This window comes from Sphingomonas oligoaromativorans, from assembly GCF_011762195.1.
Lineage (GTDB): Bacteria > Pseudomonadota > Alphaproteobacteria > Sphingomonadales > Sphingomonadaceae > Solisphingomonas > Solisphingomonas oligoaromativorans.
The window spans coordinates 354,688-371,190 of record NZ_JAASQK010000002.1 but is presented as its reverse complement, the minus strand read 5'-3'; the positions used below and the strand labels follow the sequence as shown (position 1 = coordinate 371,190).

Here is a 16,503-nt window from a genome sequence, read left to right as displayed (position 1 = left end):
ACGGAGCGGTTGCGATCTTGCTCCTCCGGGCGGGACGTCGCAAGCACGCGCGGGGGCAAGAACAGAAAGAGGGGACGAGAGTGGCCGCGCAAGGGGGCGATTTCGGCGCCGGGCCAAGGGGATGGCCCGTCGCGCTAGCGGCGGCCGCGCTGGGGCTCACCTCGCTCGCGCTGCTGTGGCCGGGCATCGCCGCCTATGACACGGTGAAGCAATATGAGCAGGCGCTGGCGGGCGTCTATGACGACTGGCACCCGCCGGTGATGGCGCGACTCTGGTCGCTGCTGCTCGCGGCGCATCTCGGTGACACGGGGCCGATGCTGGCGCTGCAACTGGCGCTGTTCTGGGCGGGGCTGGGCCTTCTCGGCGTTGGGCTGGCGCGGAGCGGCGCGCGATGGGCGGCGTGGGGCGCGCTGCTGACCGGGCTGTCGCCGCTGGTGGCGGACTGGATGCTCGTCGTCGTCAAGGATGCGCAGATGGTTGCCGCGATGGTGGCGGCGGCGGGGATCGTCGGCTGGTATCGCTTGCAGGCGCGCGCGGTGCCCGTCGCGATGGGCGTGCTGGCGGGCCTGCTGCTCGGCTATGCGGTGCTGGCGCGGGCCAATTCGGTGTTCGCGGTGGTGCCGCTGGCCTGCTGCTTCCTGCGCTGGGGCGGGGTGCGGCGCTGGTGGTGGCGGGCGGCCCTGATGCTGGTGGTGACGCTGCTGGCGCTCGGCGCCTCCGATGTCGTCAACCATGCGCTGTTGCGGGCCGAGCGCTCGCATGTCGAGCGGACGCTGCCGCTGTTCGATCTCGCCGGCATCGCGCATTTCGCGCCGCTCGCGGCCCCGCCGGGCCTGTCCCGCGAGGAATGGGCCGATGCCGAGCGCAGGCATTGCTACACGCCCTTCTACTGGGATCCGTTCGGCAATCCGAAGCGCTGCGGCGATCAGGGGGATGCGCTGGTCTCGCCCGACGGCCCCTCGCACCTGATCCGCGACTGGGCGGAGACGATCGCGGCGCATCCGCTCGCTTATGCCGAGCATCGGCTGGCGCATCTCAACGCGACATTGCGCGTGGCGACCCCGCCAGACGAGCCGAGCGCCGCCGCGCCCAGCGGATCGGAGCCCAATCCCTATGGCCTCGGCGCGCGCCAGTCCGCCGCGTCGAGGGTGGTCCAGCGGCTGGCGGCCTTCCTTGCGGAGACGCCGGCCGGTTCGCCGGCGGTGTGGCTGGTGCTGGCGATGGCGATCGGCTGGATGCTGCTGGGAACGCCCGCCCAGCCGGCGCGGGAGATGGGCCTCGCCTTCTCGCTCGCGGCCTGCCTGATGACGGCGAGCTTCGCCGTGGTCAGCATCGCGTCGGACCTGCGCTATCATCTGTGGCCGATGACGGGGACGGGGCTGGCGGGGGTGATGCTCGCCGCCTGCCGGGATATCCCGCGCGCGAGGCTGCGGATCGGGCTGGTGCTGGGGGTGGCGGCCTGCGTCGCGTCGGTGGCGCTGCGGGCGCTGGCCGGGCCGATGGCGATTTGACGCGGCCGTTCATCGAGGAGTCGGAAAGGGGCGTTAAACAGGGGCTTCCCGGGGGAAGACGGGAGTATTGGCTCATGAAGATGATGAAGTTCGCGATTCTGGCGGCCGCGATGATGGGGGTCGCCGGCACGGCGGTGCAGGCGGCGCCGCACCATCGCCATCAGGTCTGCACCTGGAAGACGGTTCATCACCACAAGGTGAAGAGCTGCCACTGGCGCTAAGCGACCGGGGGCGGCGCGCGCCGAAGGGTGTGCGCCGCCCTTTGCCCGCCGAGAATGGTGCGGATGAGGGGATCGAAAACTCGAATCTAAGTGCATGAAATATTGTTGCAATAATTCTTCGCCGATGACAGATACCGTCAATTGTACCGTCAAAAGTTGTCGTCTGGGGACGCACGGTGGCGAATTGCCGCGATCTGAATTGAGGTCAGGCGGCTACTCCGCTCTGCGAGCAGATTGTCAGAACTCCGGTGAACACGGACGACGGCCGGGCTAAGATGCAGATGCGGCGTTCATCATGACCATTCCATCGATTGAATCTCCGCCTCGATGCCCGGACAGGCTGCCAGCGACCGCGCGAAGACGTAGCTCGTCGCTTCTGCAAACATAGCGCGGTTGATCTCCCCAACGTTGGCGCGGGTTACTCGTCCGGACGAGGTATTGCGCACCAGAGCGATCGAAGGGCTGATCGGGATGATCCCGTGAGCTGGCGTATCTGGCACGCAGAACTCGGCATCGGATGTAACGATCACGCCCCAACGCTCGCTCTCCAGCGCCTCGTGCAATTGCCACATACGAATTGAGATGCTCGCAGTATTTAAGTCGCGATAAGCGAAGGAGCCATCGGCGTGGGTCGTCATGTACCCGTTCTTTTCGAGGGTCTCGATCTCGTCAGCGGTGAGCGGTGTGGCTGGTCCTAGAACGCCATTGGGCTTCACATACTGGACTGGCAAATTTCGTCTCTCAGCTCGGGCATGCCAAAGGGTGTAGAAGTCCCGAATGGCGTTCTCTTCTGGCGACTCGAAGATGACCGCAAGATTCAATATCACGAGCTGAGCCAACGCTTGAAAGTCATCCTCCATGCGCTTCATCCATCCGGTTTCGGCGCCATGGCTCCACGCCCGATCCGCACAGAACATGACATCGTCCGGTTTAGCGCGCCGAATGCGATTACGCTTGAAGTCGACAAGTTCAACGCCGCCGGCGGTGGCGAACCTGACGATACTCGCCTTGGGATAGATATGCTGGCGAATGACCAACTGATGAGGATTGCCTGGCTGGACCTTCTCGGTACGGCTGGCTTTAGGGGGTACGCTTCTTCCCGTCATAGCTGACCAGATCGGCTCGATTTACCGATGGATGCGGATGAGATTGTCGCCAATCGAGATGCGAAATCCCTTTTTTTCGTTGCCCAGCCGCTCCCATTCCCACTCGATCAGCGACAGCGCCTCGGCCATGCGATCCTTGGCGATGAACTGCTTACAGTCGAGCTCGATCCGGCAGAGGCTGTCGACCTCACCGTGGCTGACCTGATAGTCTTTTGCGATCCGCTTGAAGTGCTTCACGTTGTGAGTGATCAGCATCTGGCCGCTCTTGCGGCAGGCGGCGGCAATGACCTCGTCGGCCGAGGTGTTGACCATCACGTCACGCAGCCGGGTGACGTGATGGCCGGAATCCGAAAGGAAGGCACCGACCGCGTCTGAAACGTCGTTGTCGGTGAAGAAGTTGATCGTCTTTCTCGCGCGGCTCAAGCAGCCTCTTTCATGTGCCGACGGGCCGCCGCAATGTCTTTCTTGGTCAGGTCCGGAAACTCGGCCAAGATTTGATCATCGGTGTATTTTGCGTCGATGTAATCGACGATCGCCGATACCGGAATCCGGGTGCCAGCGAAGACGGGGTCGGACGAATGGACGTGCCGTCGCTTTTCGATCGTGCCGATCTGATCCTTCTCGCGCTCGTTCATCCGGCGGATGTCGTCACGGGCATCGGTGGTGACCACGGCAAGCGGGATCTCGGCAACAAATTGGCGGGTTGAAACCTCGCGCTTGCGCAGCGATTCTGGTTCTTCGAACACCACCTTGCGGTTGTGGACCCACAGTTTCTGCGATGTCCACTTAGCATCGCCGAGGTGCTCAAGCGTCGCCTCGACGCGGCGCAGTTCGCTCATCGGAACGCTGTAGACGTTGCGAAGCTGGTTCAACACGCGCAACTTCAGCAGATCCTTGAACGAATAGATGAAGGTGAACGGAGAGCGGGCGTTGCCATCGCTCAGGTACTCCGGGCGGATGAAGCCGCTCCGGTTCCAACGTCGAAGCTGGGCATGGGTCAGGCCGGTCAGGCGGCTGACCTGATCCTCGCTGAATGCCCCGATGATATTTGTCTTCGCGTCCACCAGCTATCCCTTAAGCGTCGGCGGCTTAACATGATGAAAATATCACTCCAAGGCATAACGCTTGGCGGACCCACGCGCCTGGTGCGGCGGCAAGCAGTCGCAAGTCATGCTGCGCGGCTTGCTCTCATCGACGTCCGACGCACCGTCTCGGGGGCTTGATCGCGGCTGGAGCGAGTGGAGTGCGCCATATCGCTGTTAAACATTCGCGCCGGTGTGCTGCCGGATCAGGTCAGCATAGGTGTGCGGGCGCTGAGCAAAGGCGGGGCCGAAGATGGCACGCTGGAGATACCGGGCGGCAACAAGCTCAAGATCCCGGATGGGATCGCATCGATAAGCCGCCCAGTAATCCTGGTAGGCCGAGACCTCATAGACGTTCGGCGCGCCCCCGTGAATGACGGCTCCTCTGATCTCGAGAAGATCGGTGACCCGCCTCTTTTCGAACGCCGGCCCCAGAGAAGCCATCGCTTCGATGAATTGCTCGCCAGACTTGTCCTGCCCTTTGCGCAAAGCCTCGATCGCACCGCACAGCGGCGCGACACGGGCGGCCGGATCCTTGACCCATGCCCGGAAGAAATACTGGAGAGCTAGGAGCGCTTTGCGATCGTTGGTCTCGTTCGACCCGAGCTTGGCGGCGAGGGTTCTCAGCCAGCCGTGATCGCCATTGGCAATTACCAGATCCTCGCTCAGCGAAGGCGAACTGGCATCCCCGCTATGATAGGTCGCGCGCCGCTCAAAGCTAGAATATCCCGTAGGCACGGTCCGCATCGAAAAGAGATACCGTTCCAGCGGGTGCGGCAGCAGGCTAAGCGCGCCCATAATGACATTCCGCATTCGCAAGGCGGTGGTCGACACCGGCGCTCGGACGCCGAGCCAACACGACGTCTTTACCAATGGCATGGTGCTATGCATCGGCACGGGCGGGTGATGATACGGCTTCAGTTCGTCGGTCTCGTACCATTCGGTTAGCTCCGCCCCGAGTTCCTCGGGTGGCAGAAGGAAGAAGGACTCGGATCTGAATGGCGCCGCCGTCTCCGCGATCGCCAATGGGAATAAAAACAGCATCCTCGGTGCGACGAAGATGGGCGATTCCATCATCGCGGCGGCGAGCCGTTCAATCTCTTTGGCCGGCAGATGACCCAGGAAGGGCCTGTCCTCAGGTATCTGCCACCATGCGAACCGCAGGCCGTCGAACTGCTCGTCGATGAAGGCTAGCAGCATGGACTGCAGATCTTCGATCGGTAGGGAACGCAGGTGTGAAGATGCATGGCGACGGATGAACAGGACCGCGTCCAGCAGTGCTTCGGCCGCATAATAGAATCCGGCGCCGATATGCGGACGCACGACGTGGAAGGCAGACGCGCTGGTGAGACCCGAGTCATCCGCCCGTGATCCCCAGAACATTGACTTGAGCAACAGCTCTGTCGCAGATCGCGCCTTGTTTGCGATTGTCCGCGTCATCGCATCTGCTCGGTCGTGACACCCGGAAGGATCGTTGTCACTCGGCCGCTATCTTCCCAGCGTCGTCCGGCTACCATGCCGAAGCTCACCGTCGCCAGCCGCTTTCCCAGGCCGATCTTAGTCATCAGGGTTCGAGCCTGAATGCCTTCCGCATTAGCTGGCGGATCGCCTCTGGTCGGGACGGCCGCGGCTCCGGCTGTCGCTCGATCCAAGCATCGAGTTCAGACGCAAGATCATCGTGCAGCCGGAGGCCCACATTCGGCCCGATCCCGGTGGAAGGTCTGCCCCTGCTTCTTTTTTTGGTATCGGATATTGCGTCAGTCACAATTTTTTGATACCGACAAATGCGAACCGGAGCAAGGAGGCAACCTCGCTCCGGTCCTAACCGCAACACCTGATGAGAGGTGATTGGCTATGGATACCCTACCGGCGGACATGCGTCCGGCCAACCCCATCCCCGACCCAGCCAGCCAATGGGATCGAAACCTCGCAGCATATCGAGAGGTCGATGCTCGGGTGTCGCTGTTCGAGCGGGATCACCTGAAAGGCAAGAATGCCGACACCGCAACGGAGGATCGTTTTAGCGATCTGGTGACGAAAGAGGCGGAAGCGTTCGAATTGGTGCTCCGGACGCCATCGCCTGATCTGGCCGCATTCACCGAGAAGCTCCGTATCTGCGTCGATGACGAGATGGCCGGCATACCCGGTGCCGAGCGCTTGGCGGCCCAATTGCTCGAAGATCTGCGGCGCTTAACCGCTCAGGGGCGGGCGTGAACGATGGCCTCCATACCCGCAGGCTCGCCGCCCAGCGGTGGCTTCGACGTCGCACGCTGGCTGTCCGAATGGACCTCATATGGCGGCATTTACGTCCTCGCCGGCGGCCAACTTCACCTCCGTCGGATCGAAGCACTGGATCCGGCGCGTTCGGAACATCTCGATCAGCTACGAGCAGAGATGCTCCGCGCTGGCGCAGGGCCGGCGATCGCGGAGCATCTGCTCCGGCAGCGTGAAGGAGGGGTATCGCGCTGAGCGGCCATTCTCATCCGCGCAGCGCGGCGTCCCGATCTCGCGGTCGGGGCGCCGCTCGCGTGCCACCGCGCCGAATTCATCGCTTCCGCGACAGCCTCGCCATGTCCGAGCGATATGCGGAATCCGACTGGTGGCTGGCCGCTTACCGGCGTGCATTTCCGAGCCTGCGTTCGGCCGTGCCCGTTCGTGGAGACGGCTGGGCACAGCGGGCCGGCGTGGACCGCGTAATCACGCTGGCGAGCGGGCGCGTCTATACCGTGGACGAGAAGATCCGCTCGGAAGATTGGGGCGATATCCTCCTGGAGCAGTGGAGCGATGAGGCGCGGCACATTCCCGGCTGGGTTCAGAAGCCGCTGGCGTGCGATTTCATCGCTTATGCTTATGCGCCCTCGGGAACCTGCTACCTGATGCCCGTTGCTGCTCTCCAGCGCGCCTGGAGGCAGCACGGCCGGCAGTGGATCAGGGAGTATGGCCAGCGCCGTGCCCAAAACCCGGGTTACGTCTCGGTCTGCGTTCCGGTGCCGCGCGCAGTGCTGATGTGGGCGATCGCCGACGCCATGATGATCGGCGTCTCATGACGTCAGAACCCGATCTTAGGGATGTGGCGCTATGCCTCATGCTGAACAGCTTGGGGATAATCGCCATGAGGCGCCAGAAGACTGTCCGCCGGCATCTCTTTCCGTTTGCCGCGCTGATGCTCATGACGACGTCGCCGGCCAGCGCGGCCACCGTCGAGATCGTCAAGCGCATCGGCACCGGCGCAATTGTCCGCGTCGACGGAAATCTGGTGCTTGAGGATGGCGAGAAGTTCGCAACCATGGTTCGCCCGCTGCGAGGTGCGGTCATCATCCTGAACAGCCATGGCGGTAGCCTGTTGGCGGGCCTCCGGATCGGGGAGATCGCGCGGAACCGAAATTTCTCGACGGTCGTGCTCGACAACGGTCTTTGCGCATCCGCTTGCGCCATCGCTTGGCTCGGTGGCGGACGGCGCTATCTGGCTCCCACTGCGCGCCTCGGCTTCCATGCTGCATATTCCAGCGAGGGGGACGCCCCTGCGGTGTCGGGGGCCGGTAATGCCTTGGTTGGCGCCTATCTCGATCGCCTTGGTCTGCCCGATGACGCGATCGTCGCCCTCACACAGGCAGCACCGAGCGACATGTTGTGGCTCGACGTTCCGACGGCCAACCAGCTCGGCATCCGAACGCAGACCTTCGGCGGCATCGAGGCCCCGTTTACCCCGAAGGGGGCCGTAACGCCTCCCACGACACCCATGCAAAGAGCGGCTGCGTTCGTGCAGGCCTATTTCAGCGCCGGATCGAGCGACACGGCGACTGCGTTGGCATGGATCAATTCCCATTATGCCGCCACCGTCACCTATTATGGGCGAGCGACACCCTTCAGGGCGCTCCTGACGGAGAAGCGGGCCTACATCCAGCGCTGGCCGGAGCGTCTCTATATTCCCGTCGACAAGACGCTGACCGTGAGTTGCCCGACCGGCGGTTCGATCTGCGATGTCTCGGGAGCCATCCAGTATGAATGCCAAAGCTACGCCCGCGACGCCCATGCCGCGGGATTGGCGTCGTTCGAGATGGCGCTCGACATGCGGGGCGCAGCGCCGATCATCGTGGCGGAGAGTGGAAAGGTAATCGCCCGGAGATGAATCCGAGGGGACGATCTCTCCTGATCCGTTCCGCCGCATTCGGCGCGATGTGGATCGTCCCCGTAGATCCCGGCCAGATGGTCGTGGCCTTTATCGTTTGTCCTGCTTGTCAGCAGCAGCCCGCGTGGGCGCCTCAAAGAACGCGCTCGCCAACCGCTGCTGAAGATGCAGCACTTCATTCGCGATGGCGGGCTCGGCACGAGCAATGGCGGTCAGGCGATTGACGTGGGCCAACGCGGGCGCTCCCGCCGCCTGCCGGGGGGACTGAGCGACCCAGCGGGCAAAGCGCGGGCTGGCGAGTAGCCGGCCGACGCCATATTGCGCAATGCCCAGCCCGGCGGCCTTGAGGGGATGGCCGTCGAGGGCCTCCTCCGCCAGTTGCATCCCGTTGATGGCGTGCGCGGTGCCCGAGTGGTTGGTGAACTCCGGTGCGCGCTTGATCGCGGCGGCGATCTTGGCGATGTCCTTCAGATCCTGCTGGTAATGCGCATCCGGGAACAGCGCGGTCTTCGCGCGAGGATCGAGCTTTTCCCACTGGCTCGCAAAGACGGCCGGCGAGAAGTCGCCATTCCGATCGCCGAGGCGCGCGAATACCGAGGCCCGTACGGTGTTGGCCTCGTCCTTGGGCAACGACCGCATGGCCTGAGCCAGCCGCGCGGAGTCGCCGCCTTCCTTCGCCCATGACGACACCTGCTTAAAGGCGGCCTCGGGCGACTTGTTGAGATCGTTGCCGGTCAGCATCTTCAGCACATTCTCGATCCGCGCCTGTCGCGCCCGGTAATAGGCGTTGGCGCGATTGAACGCCCGCAGCGCCTCCGGCCCTTCCTTGGCAGCCGTCGCCTTCATGTCCTCGCTGAGAGCGCCATAGAGCTTGCGCAGCGCCTGCGTGGACGTGTCGCTGGTCAGCGTCGGCTGTCCGAGCCTTTCACCGATGTGGGAGCGGAAGGCTTGCAGATCCTGCCATGACAGGTTGCCGCCCTTCTGCACCTGGCGGGTGATGGGAGCGCCGCCCTCGCTGACCAATCCCGTGGGGACATTCTGCGTGCGCCCCGCAATGGCCTCCTCATAGGCCTGCAACCGCGGATCTGCGATCTGGCCGGAGAGTTGAGGATTGCTCGCCAGCCCAGCGTTCAGATCGGCCAGCGCCTGCTTGGTATTCGTCAGCACGGCCGGGCGCTGACCCGCGATGGGGATTGCATTGTAGAGGCGTTTGGACTTCGCCAGCGTTGAGCCGATGAACGATTCCACGCCGCGCTGCGCAGCCTGCCCGGCGCCGGTGTCGTCGGTGACGCGGCCAATGGCGGCGGCGATCCTGTCCTGGGCGGCCTGTGCCGTTGCCACCGAGCGGCGTGCAGCATCAGCCAGCGGCACGCCGCCGATCGTCGCGCGGGAGATCGCCGTCGCCGCGCGCGAGGCCGTTCCACCGACCTGAGCGGCCATGGGCGTCACATTCTGCCGATCGAAGGCGTCGATCAGTTCCGGGTCAGCGCCCTGTGTGAGCTTGCGGATGACTGCGCCGCCGGCTGCTGCAACGGGGAACGCCGCTGCGCCGAGCGCGCCGCCGCCCAATGCGCCGAGCGCCGCACCTTCTCCCACCTGACCCGGCGCAGCATCGCCCGCGCCGTAGAGCGCGCCGATCGCCGTGCCCTGCTTGATGGCTGAACCCGCCCGCGCGGCGAGGCTCGCTCCGGCTGGCGCGGCCTCGAACGCGCCGCCAACCAGCGGCAGCGCGGCGGCGGCCTTCGTCACAGCGCCGCCAAGCCCAAGGCCACCCGCCAACTCGCCGCCGTAATAGGCATAGGGATGCGCGTCGGCGTCTGCCGCATTCTGCGCCTGCCGTTCGCGCAGCACATCGTCATAGATCTGGCCGAAGCTTTCGGTCGAATGGTTGAGGCCGATTGCGGTGCCGAGCTTGTTGCCGGCAGCACCGCTTGCAGCGATCAGCCGGTCCATGCCGGGCACAGCCTCCTCAATGCCGTGCCAGAGAGAGCCGCCGGTGCCGCTGTCGGTGGTGGCCGGTTGGGCAGCATGATCGTCGCGCGATCCCGGCTGGCCTGCGACGCCATATTGGGGAATGAGGCGGCCCTCATCGTTGGTGGAGAGGCCGACCAGCGGCGCGCCGTCCTCATCATATTGGGGGACGTCCGCCGGCGCTTTGATCACCGGCAGGTAGTTCGTCGGGGCGCTGGCCGGGGCAGGTGCCCCCGGCGCTGGCGCGTCAGAAAATTCCGCAAATTCGTCATTGGCCGGCGGCGGAGTTGCTCCATGGGGCGCGGCCGAGGGCGAGGTGAAAGGGGGTGAAGCCGCGGCGCCCGGGGCGGGAGCGTCTGCGAATTCGGCGAAGGGGTCAGCAGCGGTCGCGTTCATCGTGTCTTGAACCTCCCGTCAGGGGTAATGAAGAGAGTGCCGGGCGGGAGCGCGCGGGCCTGCTGAGCGTCCTTCACCGGGACAGGGAGGCTATTCCCGATCCGGTCGGAAGTTTGCCTGATGGTCCTGGTGTACCCGCCAGAACGGTTGGCCATGTCTTGCTTCATTGTGGCAATCACCTCCTGAAGCTGCTGCGGACTCTGGGCGGCGCTGATCTTTCCCTCCCATTCCTTCTGAAGATGATCGGTGGGCTGGCCGCCACCCATCACCGTCGCAAACTGGCTAATCAACGTACCGATGGCAGCATCGAGAGAGGAAATGGCTGGATCACCGGTGTGCCGGTCCGCCGCGTTCTTCCACGCATTGAAGGCGGGCACTTTGCTGCGGGTTACGGCTGTGGCCTTCTGAAGCACGAGATCGGCATTGGCCTGGGCCGCCTCTTCTTGGGCTTGGATCGCGGTCGCCTGGCCGGTTAGGCTTTTCAGCGACGCGATGTCCGAGGCGTTGCGCGCCTGAATGGCCTTCAACTGAGGACCGCTGAAGCCCTTCGCCGCCACGGCGTTGAGCACCTGCCGCTGGACGATGCCATTGCGGCCCAGCGAAGTCGGCAATTCGCCCGTGAGGATGTAAGTCTGGGCAGCCTGATCGAGTGCGGCCGGATCAAGTTGTCCGGCCTTTTCGGATTCGAGCCAATGGGCTCCCTGGACACCTGCGGTCGGAGCCGACGCGCCGCGCGCAATGCTTCCCGGCGCCGTCACTGGCGCACTGCCGGTCTGGCCCGTCTCAAAGTTCCGCATGGCGGTGGCGAGGGACCGGAGCTGCTGCCCGGAAAGCGGCTGATCGGGTGCGATACCGAGTTGCGAGGAGACGTAAGCTTTGTAGTTGGCGCGGCTTTGCGGGCTGTTTTCCTTGTTGTCGGGGCCAAGATAGGTGTCCACGATGCCGCTGATCGTGTTGTTGCCGCCACCGAAATAGGATCGGCCCATCAAAAGCCGCTCCTGCGCCGCGATGCCCTGACCCGGACTCTTGAAGGTCGCGAAGCCATTGGCATCAGCGCCAGCATAGCCGGGCTGTGATCGCGCGAACGCCCCATCCTTGATCGCGCCGGGGTTGTTGCCTTTTACAATGCCGAGCGACGGATCGACGCTGGACGACGATCCCCCGGACGCGGGAATGCTGCCTCCGTTCGACGCGGTGCTGGGATCGACTCCAGCCGTGGCGTAGGGAAGCTGATCGGAGCCCAGAGGAACAACGCCGGCGATGCCCGTGCCGATCGGCCTGCCGGTGCGTGCGTCCAAAACGGTGGACGGCGAATTTGCGCCACCGGCTGCGGTCACGGTGATGGGCACCGCGGCCAACTGATCAAGCACGCCCGGCGTGGAGACGATAAGATCGCGGTGATAGTCGTGTTCGCCGGGCTGCATTCCGATGGGGTCGAGTTCACCGCTTGCGCGCAAATTATCGTATGCAGCGCCGAGAGCCGCCGAAGGATCTTGCCCCTTCTCGATGGCTGCATCGCGTACGCCCTTCAGGATCGTGGCGGCCCGGCCGACAGCCGCCTGAGCATTCGCGCGCTGGGTCTGCTCGATATTGGCGATCGTCTGCATAGCCGACAGGCGGTTGGTCTGCCGTTCCTGCATGAACTTGAAGGCATCCGCTGGATCGAGATGCAGGAAATTCGCCTGTGCCTGCGGATCCTCGGGATTGGCCTGCCAGTTGGCGAAAGCCTGCTGCTGGAGATACGGCTTATAGACTGGAGCATGGCCACCGAGCACCCCGAGCACGTCACCGATGCTGCCGATGACATCCCTGAACGACCGATGGGGCGTCGGTACTGGCAGGCCAGCGGCGGCAGCCGGCGGCGTAGCGAGCGCGTTATACATCGGCGGGGGCGACACAGATGGAGCGGGAGGAACCGCCTGCTGCTGAGCCTGCGCGAGAGCGAGGCCCTGCGCATAGGGGCCGTTCGGATCAACTGTCGCGATCGGGGCGGACGCGAGATAGTTCGGGTTCGTCGCCATTACGCGGCCTCCAGCATATCGTAGCAGACGGTTCGGTAGCCGCCGATTTCAGGGCCGAGCGCCCAAGGCCGAAGCTGAGCAACTTCATCTGCCATCACGCCCACCTGTTCAGGGCCGCCCCAAACGTAATGATAGGCGTAGATCCCGAGCCCGTCGGGCATCTCGTCCAGCTTCTCGATGTTCATCTTGAGCCGGCGATCGGAAGGCAGGAATCCGCCGAGCGGGCTCGATGAGAGCGTGCCGAGGCCTTGACCAAGCGAGCCCAGCGCATTGAACAGGCCACCTTGGCTGTTGCTGGTCTGATGGCTCTGCTGGCCCGCCTGACCGATGATGCCAGCGCCCTGGAGGCCGATGCCAGCAAGGCTTTGCAGGTTGCCAAGGTAGTTTTGGTAATTCTGCAATCCGGCATTCTGACCGAACTGGTCCACGGCCTTCAGCGTCGCCCCACTGTTGAGCAGCCCCTTCGCCGCGGCGCTGTTGGTGATCGCCTGCGTGCCTTGGCCGACCTGCCATTGGTAGCCGGAGTTGTCCTGATAGTTCTGGAACGCGGGATCGCTTCCGGGACTTGTCGTGCCGAGCAGGCTCCCCGCAAGAGCGTTCGTGGCGTTGGTGCCAGCCGCGACCGTTGGGCTGAGCGCGCCCTGAAGATACGGATAGGCCTGATTGTTGCTGTTTTGGGTAGTTTTACTACCGCCCGTGAGAAATCCCATGATACTTTTTAACCTCCTGTCATCCGACGGTGGTGTTCAAATAACTATGCCATAAAGCGGATAGATGGTCATCCATTTATTGGAGTCAGAGGCATCCTCCTCGGATTGATTTTAACATCTCCCTGATAGATTTTGCTTCGGCCGATCGGCCTCCATGCTTCCATGCATTCCTATTGCCTTTTGGTGCGCCGGCCCGGCCGCCGTGCAATCTGCACCTCTTCTTCCCTTTCAGGGCTGGGCACTGGCACGCCGTGCCACGTCGCGTCTTCGCGAGGCATCGCGGAGCCGAATGGGCCGCCGGCATATTGTCCTTGGGATTGATCGGCGATTTTTGCATTTTGACATGCCCCGGTGTGGACGGTCTCCGCGATGACAGCCTGGCCGCCTCGATTGTCGACATGGATGTGTCGGACCACCTGCTCACCGCCACGGCGCAGCTTGGTGAGAGCCTCGATTTGCGCGGTGAAGGTCCGCAGCAGTTTGACCGAGAGATTGCCCATGCCGCCATCAATGGCGACACCCGGACTCGCAGCGGCCATCGCCATGCAACGCATTGTAAGCGAGTGGGTCGAGGCCATCTGAATAAGGAGGGCGGCTTCCACCTCGTTCGCAGGCTCGGCGCCGTCCACAAGGGCAAGGGCGGCGTTGAATTCCACCTCGGTGGGCTGATCCTTGCGCCCTTTAACTACGCTGGCCAGATCGCCCATCGAGCCGTCGACAAATGCTCCCGAGGTCGTGCCGAATGCTGCGGCGCTCGCCATAGCCCAACCCGTTTCGTCTTCATGCTGTGACAAGACAGTGGAACGCTCCGGGTCATAATCCACTTGGAACCGCCACCGCTTAGCCGAGACCTCCTTGTCGGCTCGCGCGATTGCCCCCCGCTCCGCCCCTGTTGGGCCGCGCTTGGCCGTTGTCCGCGCGTTGCCGTTCTTGGCAATCTCGTCTGTAACGGCTTGCCGCTTCTCGTTCAGCATGGCCACGGCTCCTCCGGCATGGCGCCTCGGTCCATCGCGTTCGCAATCGGTGCTGATGGTAGCTTCGGCACCGGAACAACAGCCTGCCCCAAATCGCGGGCAATGTTGTTCCGCCACTTGATGCGATCGGCATGGATGCGCTCAACGCCATCGGCATCCCCCGCGCCGAGCAACTCCGCCACCGTTGGGAAAAACCGACACCGGCGAAGGGCTGTGCGCGCGGCTTGCGCAAGCAAATCCGGTGGCAGATCCTGAAGCGCGATCACATACAGCTCCAGCTTCAGCGCCGCATCGGCATCAGTGCCCTTGCTGGGCGGGAAAGCCGCAGACAGCAGACCGACAAGCGTTTCCACGAATTGCCGGCCTGCTGATTGGAGGGCGCGATCATGCATTTCCAGCACTGGCTGCACCTCGCGACGCGCGTCCTCGACTTCCTCCGCGGTAAACCGGCGTTCGGGCCAAGAGCCTCCCAACGGCCGGCCCGTGCCACAGAATACGGCCATACGTGCGTCACGTGACCGGTCCCGCGCGTCGCGCAAGGACTGCTCGCAGCATGGGATTTCCAGAGGCGTTGCGGCTGCCAGTCCCGTGTTCGTTTGCTGGAGCCGGATAGCGTTGCTGCCCATTGATGTTCTCCTTGAGCGGGAAAAGGCCCTTCCAGCCATTCGATGTGGATTGGTCGAGGATCGCGCCCGGCTCATAACCAGCGGCACGCAAGGCACTCAGCTTGGAGATGGTGAGCGAGAGGGCGCGGCCGGCCAATGGAGCTTTCTGCCGCCGGCGCATATCGACGAAGCCCTTCCAAGCTTCATCCGGTATCCAATCTGGAATGACCGTCTTGGCCGCCCCCGTTCCCTTTGGGGGTTCATTATGGTGGTTCAATGGTGGTTCTTGGTGGTTCGGGTCCGGAAATCGGGAGGGGTCCCCCTCGGAAATGGGGAGGGGTGGGGTCCGGAAATCGGGAGGGGTGGGGGTATCGATTTCCGAGGGGGTTCGGATTCCGAGGGGGTCCGGAAATCGGGAGGGGTTTGCGCGAGGATGCACCTCGAAGCGGCTCGACTGCCCCTGCCGAACTCGACGGGTGAGATGGCCGCCGGTCACCAGTCGCTGCAAAGCTTCGCGGACAGCGGTTTCGCCCCGCGAGCACATCTTCGCGAGCGTCGGAATTGAGGGCCATGCTTCGCCGGATTCGTTGGCGAAATCGGCCATCGCGACGAGCACGAGCTTGTCGCTGCCGTTCGGCAAATGCGCCTGCCAAGCCGCTCTCATTAGCGCGATGCTCATGAGATGCTGTCCGGAGCGCCGATCGCCTCGATGCCGAAGTCGGGCCGATGGCGATGGTCACCCACGGGGCGTCCCCTGAACGCGCTGGAGGAGGTTTTGCGCCTCGACGTTGGCCTGAGCTTCTGCGTTCGCGAGCGGCATAATGAGGGCGCCTACAGCGATCAGCATGCCAGCCTGATTGTCCAGAAGATGGGGACCCAGTTCGGCGACGAGCTGGGCCAGCTTCATGAGCGCGACAGCCCAAAGCTGATCCGCGGGATCGGCCTCAGCCAAGGCGCGCATTCTGTCGAGGACCCTGTAAACCGGAGTCGAATCTGCGGCGGGCGAACTTTCCGCCGTATCGCTGAGGCCATGACGCTGCAGGAGCGCGCGCAACCACGTCACCTGCCATTCAGTTAGTGGGTGGGGGTCGAACGCGATGCCTCCGAGAAACTGAGCCTCTTTCGGCCGTAGATCAACTCCGGACGTCAGCAGCGCCTTCGCCGGCAGACGGTGGTCGGGGAAGGAGGACATCAAACTGCCTCCCCGGTCTCGTCGCGGATCCGCCAGCCATGGACCGTGTGCAGGCCTTCGGCGTAGCGCCGCGCCGCATGAAGCGTCGGACGTTCGCAATTGAACGAAGTCCAGGCGGGCTTGGGCTCGACCGTAATATCGAAGCCGATGCCGAATGGCTCGCGGCGGATGATGATCTGGGGCTCAGCCATGATGCGCGCCCCAAGCAATGGAGGCGAGCACCGCGGCGTGACTGCCGATCAGGCCGTAACGCGCGACCAAGAATTGAATACGGTGAGCGGTGGTGCTATCTCCGACGTTGTTGCTGCTGATGAAATCCGCGGTGCCCCGCACGGTCTCCCCAAAAGACCGGCGGGGCGCTTCGTTTTTAGGCCGAAGCGCGACCCGAAAAGCCGTCGCCATGGATGATCACGCCGCTTCCAGCGTGTCCACGAGTTCACGAATGCTATCCGTGCGCACAAGGGTACGCCGGCCGAGCTTCACGGTGCGAAGCTTACCGGCACCGATCAGCTCGTAGAGCTTGGTGGTGCCGATACCGAGCGCCTTCTTGGCGCCATCAATAGTGACAGTAAAGGGTTCCATTTG

20 protein-coding genes are annotated in these 16,503 nt (G+C 63.8%); 5 read left to right on the top strand and 15 right to left on the bottom strand.

The window, feature by feature from the left end:
- Window positions 1–80: 80 nt before the first annotated feature.
- Entirely contained in the window at window positions 81–1,511 is a 1,431-nt protein-coding gene (locus tag FHS98_RS05855; RefSeq protein WP_167101409.1) for a hypothetical protein, read from the top strand.
- A gap of 80 nt (window positions 1,512–1,591) precedes the next feature.
- Window positions 1,592–1,732 carry a hypothetical protein gene (locus FHS98_RS05850; RefSeq protein ID WP_167101406.1) on the top strand — a complete coding sequence of 47 codons (141 nt, stop codon included), beginning with the start codon at window positions 1,592–1,594 and terminating at the stop codon, window positions 1,730–1,732.
- A gap of 293 nt (window positions 1,733–2,025) precedes the next feature.
- Here FHS98_RS05850 and FHS98_RS05845 read toward each other — a convergent pair whose 3' ends face one another.
- The 4 genes from FHS98_RS05845 to FHS98_RS05830 form a co-directional block, all read right to left on the bottom strand.
- Complete coding sequence (locus tag FHS98_RS05845) at window positions 2,026–2,838, bottom strand: DUF4238 domain-containing protein (RefSeq protein WP_167101403.1); 813 nt, start codon at window positions 2,836–2,838, stop codon at window positions 2,026–2,028.
- Window positions 2,839–2,859: 21 nt separating this feature from the next.
- Entirely contained in the window at window positions 2,860–3,261 is a 402-nt protein-coding gene (locus tag FHS98_RS05840; protein WP_167101400.1) for a DUF5615 family PIN-like protein, read from the bottom strand.
- Window positions 3,258–3,902 carry a DUF433 domain-containing protein gene (locus FHS98_RS05835; RefSeq protein ID WP_167101397.1) on the bottom strand — a complete coding sequence of 215 codons (645 nt, stop codon included), beginning with the start codon at window positions 3,900–3,902 and terminating at the stop codon, window positions 3,258–3,260. The genes FHS98_RS05840 and FHS98_RS05835 overlap by 4 nt, the downstream gene beginning before the upstream one ends.
- Before the next feature lie 195 nt (window positions 3,903–4,097).
- Window positions 4,098–5,360 carry a hypothetical protein gene (locus tag FHS98_RS05830; protein ID WP_167101394.1) on the bottom strand — a complete coding sequence of 421 codons (1,263 nt, stop codon included), beginning with the start codon at window positions 5,358–5,360 and terminating at the stop codon, window positions 4,098–4,100.
- A 408-nt stretch (window positions 5,361–5,768) separates the two neighbouring features.
- Here FHS98_RS05830 and FHS98_RS05825 point away from each other — a divergent pair, with 408 nt between their 5' ends.
- From FHS98_RS05825 to FHS98_RS05815, 3 genes are all read left to right on the top strand, one after another.
- Complete coding sequence (locus FHS98_RS05825; protein WP_167101391.1) at window positions 5,769–6,134, top strand: hypothetical protein; 366 nt, start codon at window positions 5,769–5,771, stop codon at window positions 6,132–6,134.
- Between the two features lie 356 nt (window positions 6,135–6,490).
- Window positions 6,491–6,967, top strand: coding sequence for a hypothetical protein (locus FHS98_RS05820; protein ID WP_243847869.1), 477 nt, complete (start codon window positions 6,491–6,493; stop codon window positions 6,965–6,967).
- Window positions 6,968–7,032: 65 nt separating this feature from the next.
- Complete coding sequence (locus FHS98_RS05815; RefSeq protein WP_167101388.1) at window positions 7,033–8,049, top strand: COG3904 family protein; 1,017 nt, start codon at window positions 7,033–7,035, stop codon at window positions 8,047–8,049.
- A gap of 90 nt (window positions 8,050–8,139) precedes the next feature.
- Here the strand turns inward: FHS98_RS05815 and FHS98_RS05810 are convergent, their stop codons facing one another.
- The 11 genes from FHS98_RS05810 to FHS98_RS05765 form a co-directional block, all read right to left on the bottom strand.
- On the bottom strand, window positions 8,140–10,212 hold the full coding sequence (locus FHS98_RS05810; RefSeq protein WP_167101385.1) for a hypothetical protein: 2,073 nt from the start codon (window positions 10,210–10,212) through the stop codon (window positions 8,140–8,142).
- A 200-nt stretch (window positions 10,213–10,412) separates the two neighbouring features.
- The gene (locus tag FHS98_RS05805; RefSeq protein WP_167101382.1) at window positions 10,413–12,437 is read right to left on the bottom strand and encodes a hypothetical protein; all 2,025 of its coding nucleotides are present in this window, start codon (window positions 12,435–12,437) and stop codon (window positions 10,413–10,415) included.
- Window positions 12,437–13,147 carry a tail fiber domain-containing protein gene (locus tag FHS98_RS05800; RefSeq protein WP_167101379.1) on the bottom strand — a complete coding sequence of 237 codons (711 nt, stop codon included), beginning with the start codon at window positions 13,145–13,147 and terminating at the stop codon, window positions 12,437–12,439. The genes FHS98_RS05805 and FHS98_RS05800 overlap by 1 nt, the downstream gene beginning before the upstream one ends.
- 85 nt (window positions 13,148–13,232) lie before the next feature.
- A complete protein-coding gene (locus tag FHS98_RS19130) occupies window positions 13,233–13,379 on the bottom strand; it encodes a hypothetical protein (RefSeq protein WP_425057334.1) in 147 nt (48 codons plus the stop codon).
- The gene (locus FHS98_RS05795) at window positions 13,318–14,121 is read right to left on the bottom strand and encodes a hypothetical protein (RefSeq protein ID WP_167101376.1); all 804 of its coding nucleotides are present in this window, start codon (window positions 14,119–14,121) and stop codon (window positions 13,318–13,320) included. Before FHS98_RS05795 ends, FHS98_RS19130 begins: the two co-directional genes overlap by 62 nt.
- A complete protein-coding gene (locus FHS98_RS05790) occupies window positions 14,115–14,624 on the bottom strand; it encodes a hypothetical protein (protein ID WP_167101373.1) in 510 nt (169 codons plus the stop codon). Before FHS98_RS05790 ends, FHS98_RS05795 begins: the two co-directional genes overlap by 7 nt.
- 7 nt (window positions 14,625–14,631) lie before the next feature.
- Entirely contained in the window at window positions 14,632–15,405 is a 774-nt protein-coding gene (locus FHS98_RS05785) for a helix-turn-helix domain-containing protein (RefSeq protein ID WP_167101370.1), read from the bottom strand.
- Between the two features lie 57 nt (window positions 15,406–15,462).
- Window positions 15,463–15,918 (bottom strand): hypothetical protein, encoded by a 456-nt coding sequence (locus FHS98_RS05780; protein ID WP_167101366.1) that lies wholly within the window; start codon window positions 15,916–15,918, stop codon window positions 15,463–15,465.
- Window positions 15,918–16,109 carry a hypothetical protein gene (locus FHS98_RS05775; RefSeq protein ID WP_167101363.1) on the bottom strand — a complete coding sequence of 64 codons (192 nt, stop codon included), beginning with the start codon at window positions 16,107–16,109 and terminating at the stop codon, window positions 15,918–15,920. Before FHS98_RS05775 ends, FHS98_RS05780 begins: the two co-directional genes overlap by 1 nt.
- Window positions 16,102–16,320 (bottom strand): hypothetical protein, encoded by a 219-nt coding sequence (locus tag FHS98_RS05770; protein ID WP_167101360.1) that lies wholly within the window; start codon window positions 16,318–16,320, stop codon window positions 16,102–16,104. The genes FHS98_RS05775 and FHS98_RS05770 overlap by 8 nt, the downstream gene beginning before the upstream one ends.
- A gap of 6 nt (window positions 16,321–16,326) precedes the next feature.
- Window positions 16,327–16,500 (bottom strand): helix-turn-helix domain-containing protein, encoded by a 174-nt coding sequence (locus FHS98_RS05765; protein ID WP_167101357.1) that lies wholly within the window; start codon window positions 16,498–16,500, stop codon window positions 16,327–16,329.
- Window positions 16,501–16,503: the final 3 nt, after the last annotated feature.

What these genes read in the sequence shown, in the direction of transcription:
- FHS98_RS05850 (WP_167101406.1), top strand. Translation starts at nt 1,592, where the DNA reads ATGATGAAGTTCGCGATTCTGGCGGCCGCGATGATGGGGGTCGCCGGC.
- FHS98_RS05845 (WP_167101403.1), bottom strand. Translation starts at nt 2,838, where the DNA reads ATGACGGGAAGAAGCGTACCCCCTAAAGCCAGCCGTACCGAGAAGGTC.
- FHS98_RS05830 (WP_167101394.1), bottom strand. Translation starts at nt 5,360, where the DNA reads ATGACGCGGACAATCGCAAACAAGGCGCGATCTGCGACAGAGCTGTTG.
- FHS98_RS05820 (WP_243847869.1), top strand. Translation starts at nt 6,491, where the DNA reads ATGTCCGAGCGATATGCGGAATCCGACTGGTGGCTGGCCGCTTACCGG.
- FHS98_RS05815 (WP_167101388.1), top strand. Translation starts at nt 7,033, where the DNA reads ATGAGGCGCCAGAAGACTGTCCGCCGGCATCTCTTTCCGTTTGCCGCG.
- FHS98_RS05805 (WP_167101382.1), bottom strand. Translation starts at nt 12,437, where the DNA reads ATGGCGACGAACCCGAACTATCTCGCGTCCGCCCCGATCGCGACAGTT.
- FHS98_RS05800 (WP_167101379.1), bottom strand. Translation starts at nt 13,147, where the DNA reads ATGGGATTTCTCACGGGCGGTAGTAAAACTACCCAAAACAGCAACAAT.
- FHS98_RS05795 (WP_167101376.1), bottom strand. Translation starts at nt 14,121, where the DNA reads ATGCTGAACGAGAAGCGGCAAGCCGTTACAGACGAGATTGCCAAGAAC.
- FHS98_RS05790 (WP_167101373.1), bottom strand. Translation starts at nt 14,624, where the DNA reads ATGGCCGTATTCTGTGGCACGGGCCGGCCGTTGGGAGGCTCTTGGCCC.
- FHS98_RS05785 (WP_167101370.1), bottom strand. Translation starts at nt 15,405, where the DNA reads ATGAGCATCGCGCTAATGAGAGCGGCTTGGCAGGCGCATTTGCCGAAC.
- FHS98_RS05780 (WP_167101366.1), bottom strand. Translation starts at nt 15,918, where the DNA reads ATGTCCTCCTTCCCCGACCACCGTCTGCCGGCGAAGGCGCTGCTGACG.
- FHS98_RS05775 (WP_167101363.1), bottom strand. Translation starts at nt 16,109, where the DNA reads ATGGCTGAGCCCCAGATCATCATCCGCCGCGAGCCATTCGGCATCGGC.
- FHS98_RS05770 (WP_167101360.1), bottom strand. Translation starts at nt 16,320, where the DNA reads ATGGCGACGGCTTTTCGGGTCGCGCTTCGGCCTAAAAACGAAGCGCCC.
- FHS98_RS05765 (WP_167101357.1), bottom strand. Translation starts at nt 16,500, where the DNA reads ATGGAACCCTTTACTGTCACTATTGATGGCGCCAAGAAGGCGCTCGGT.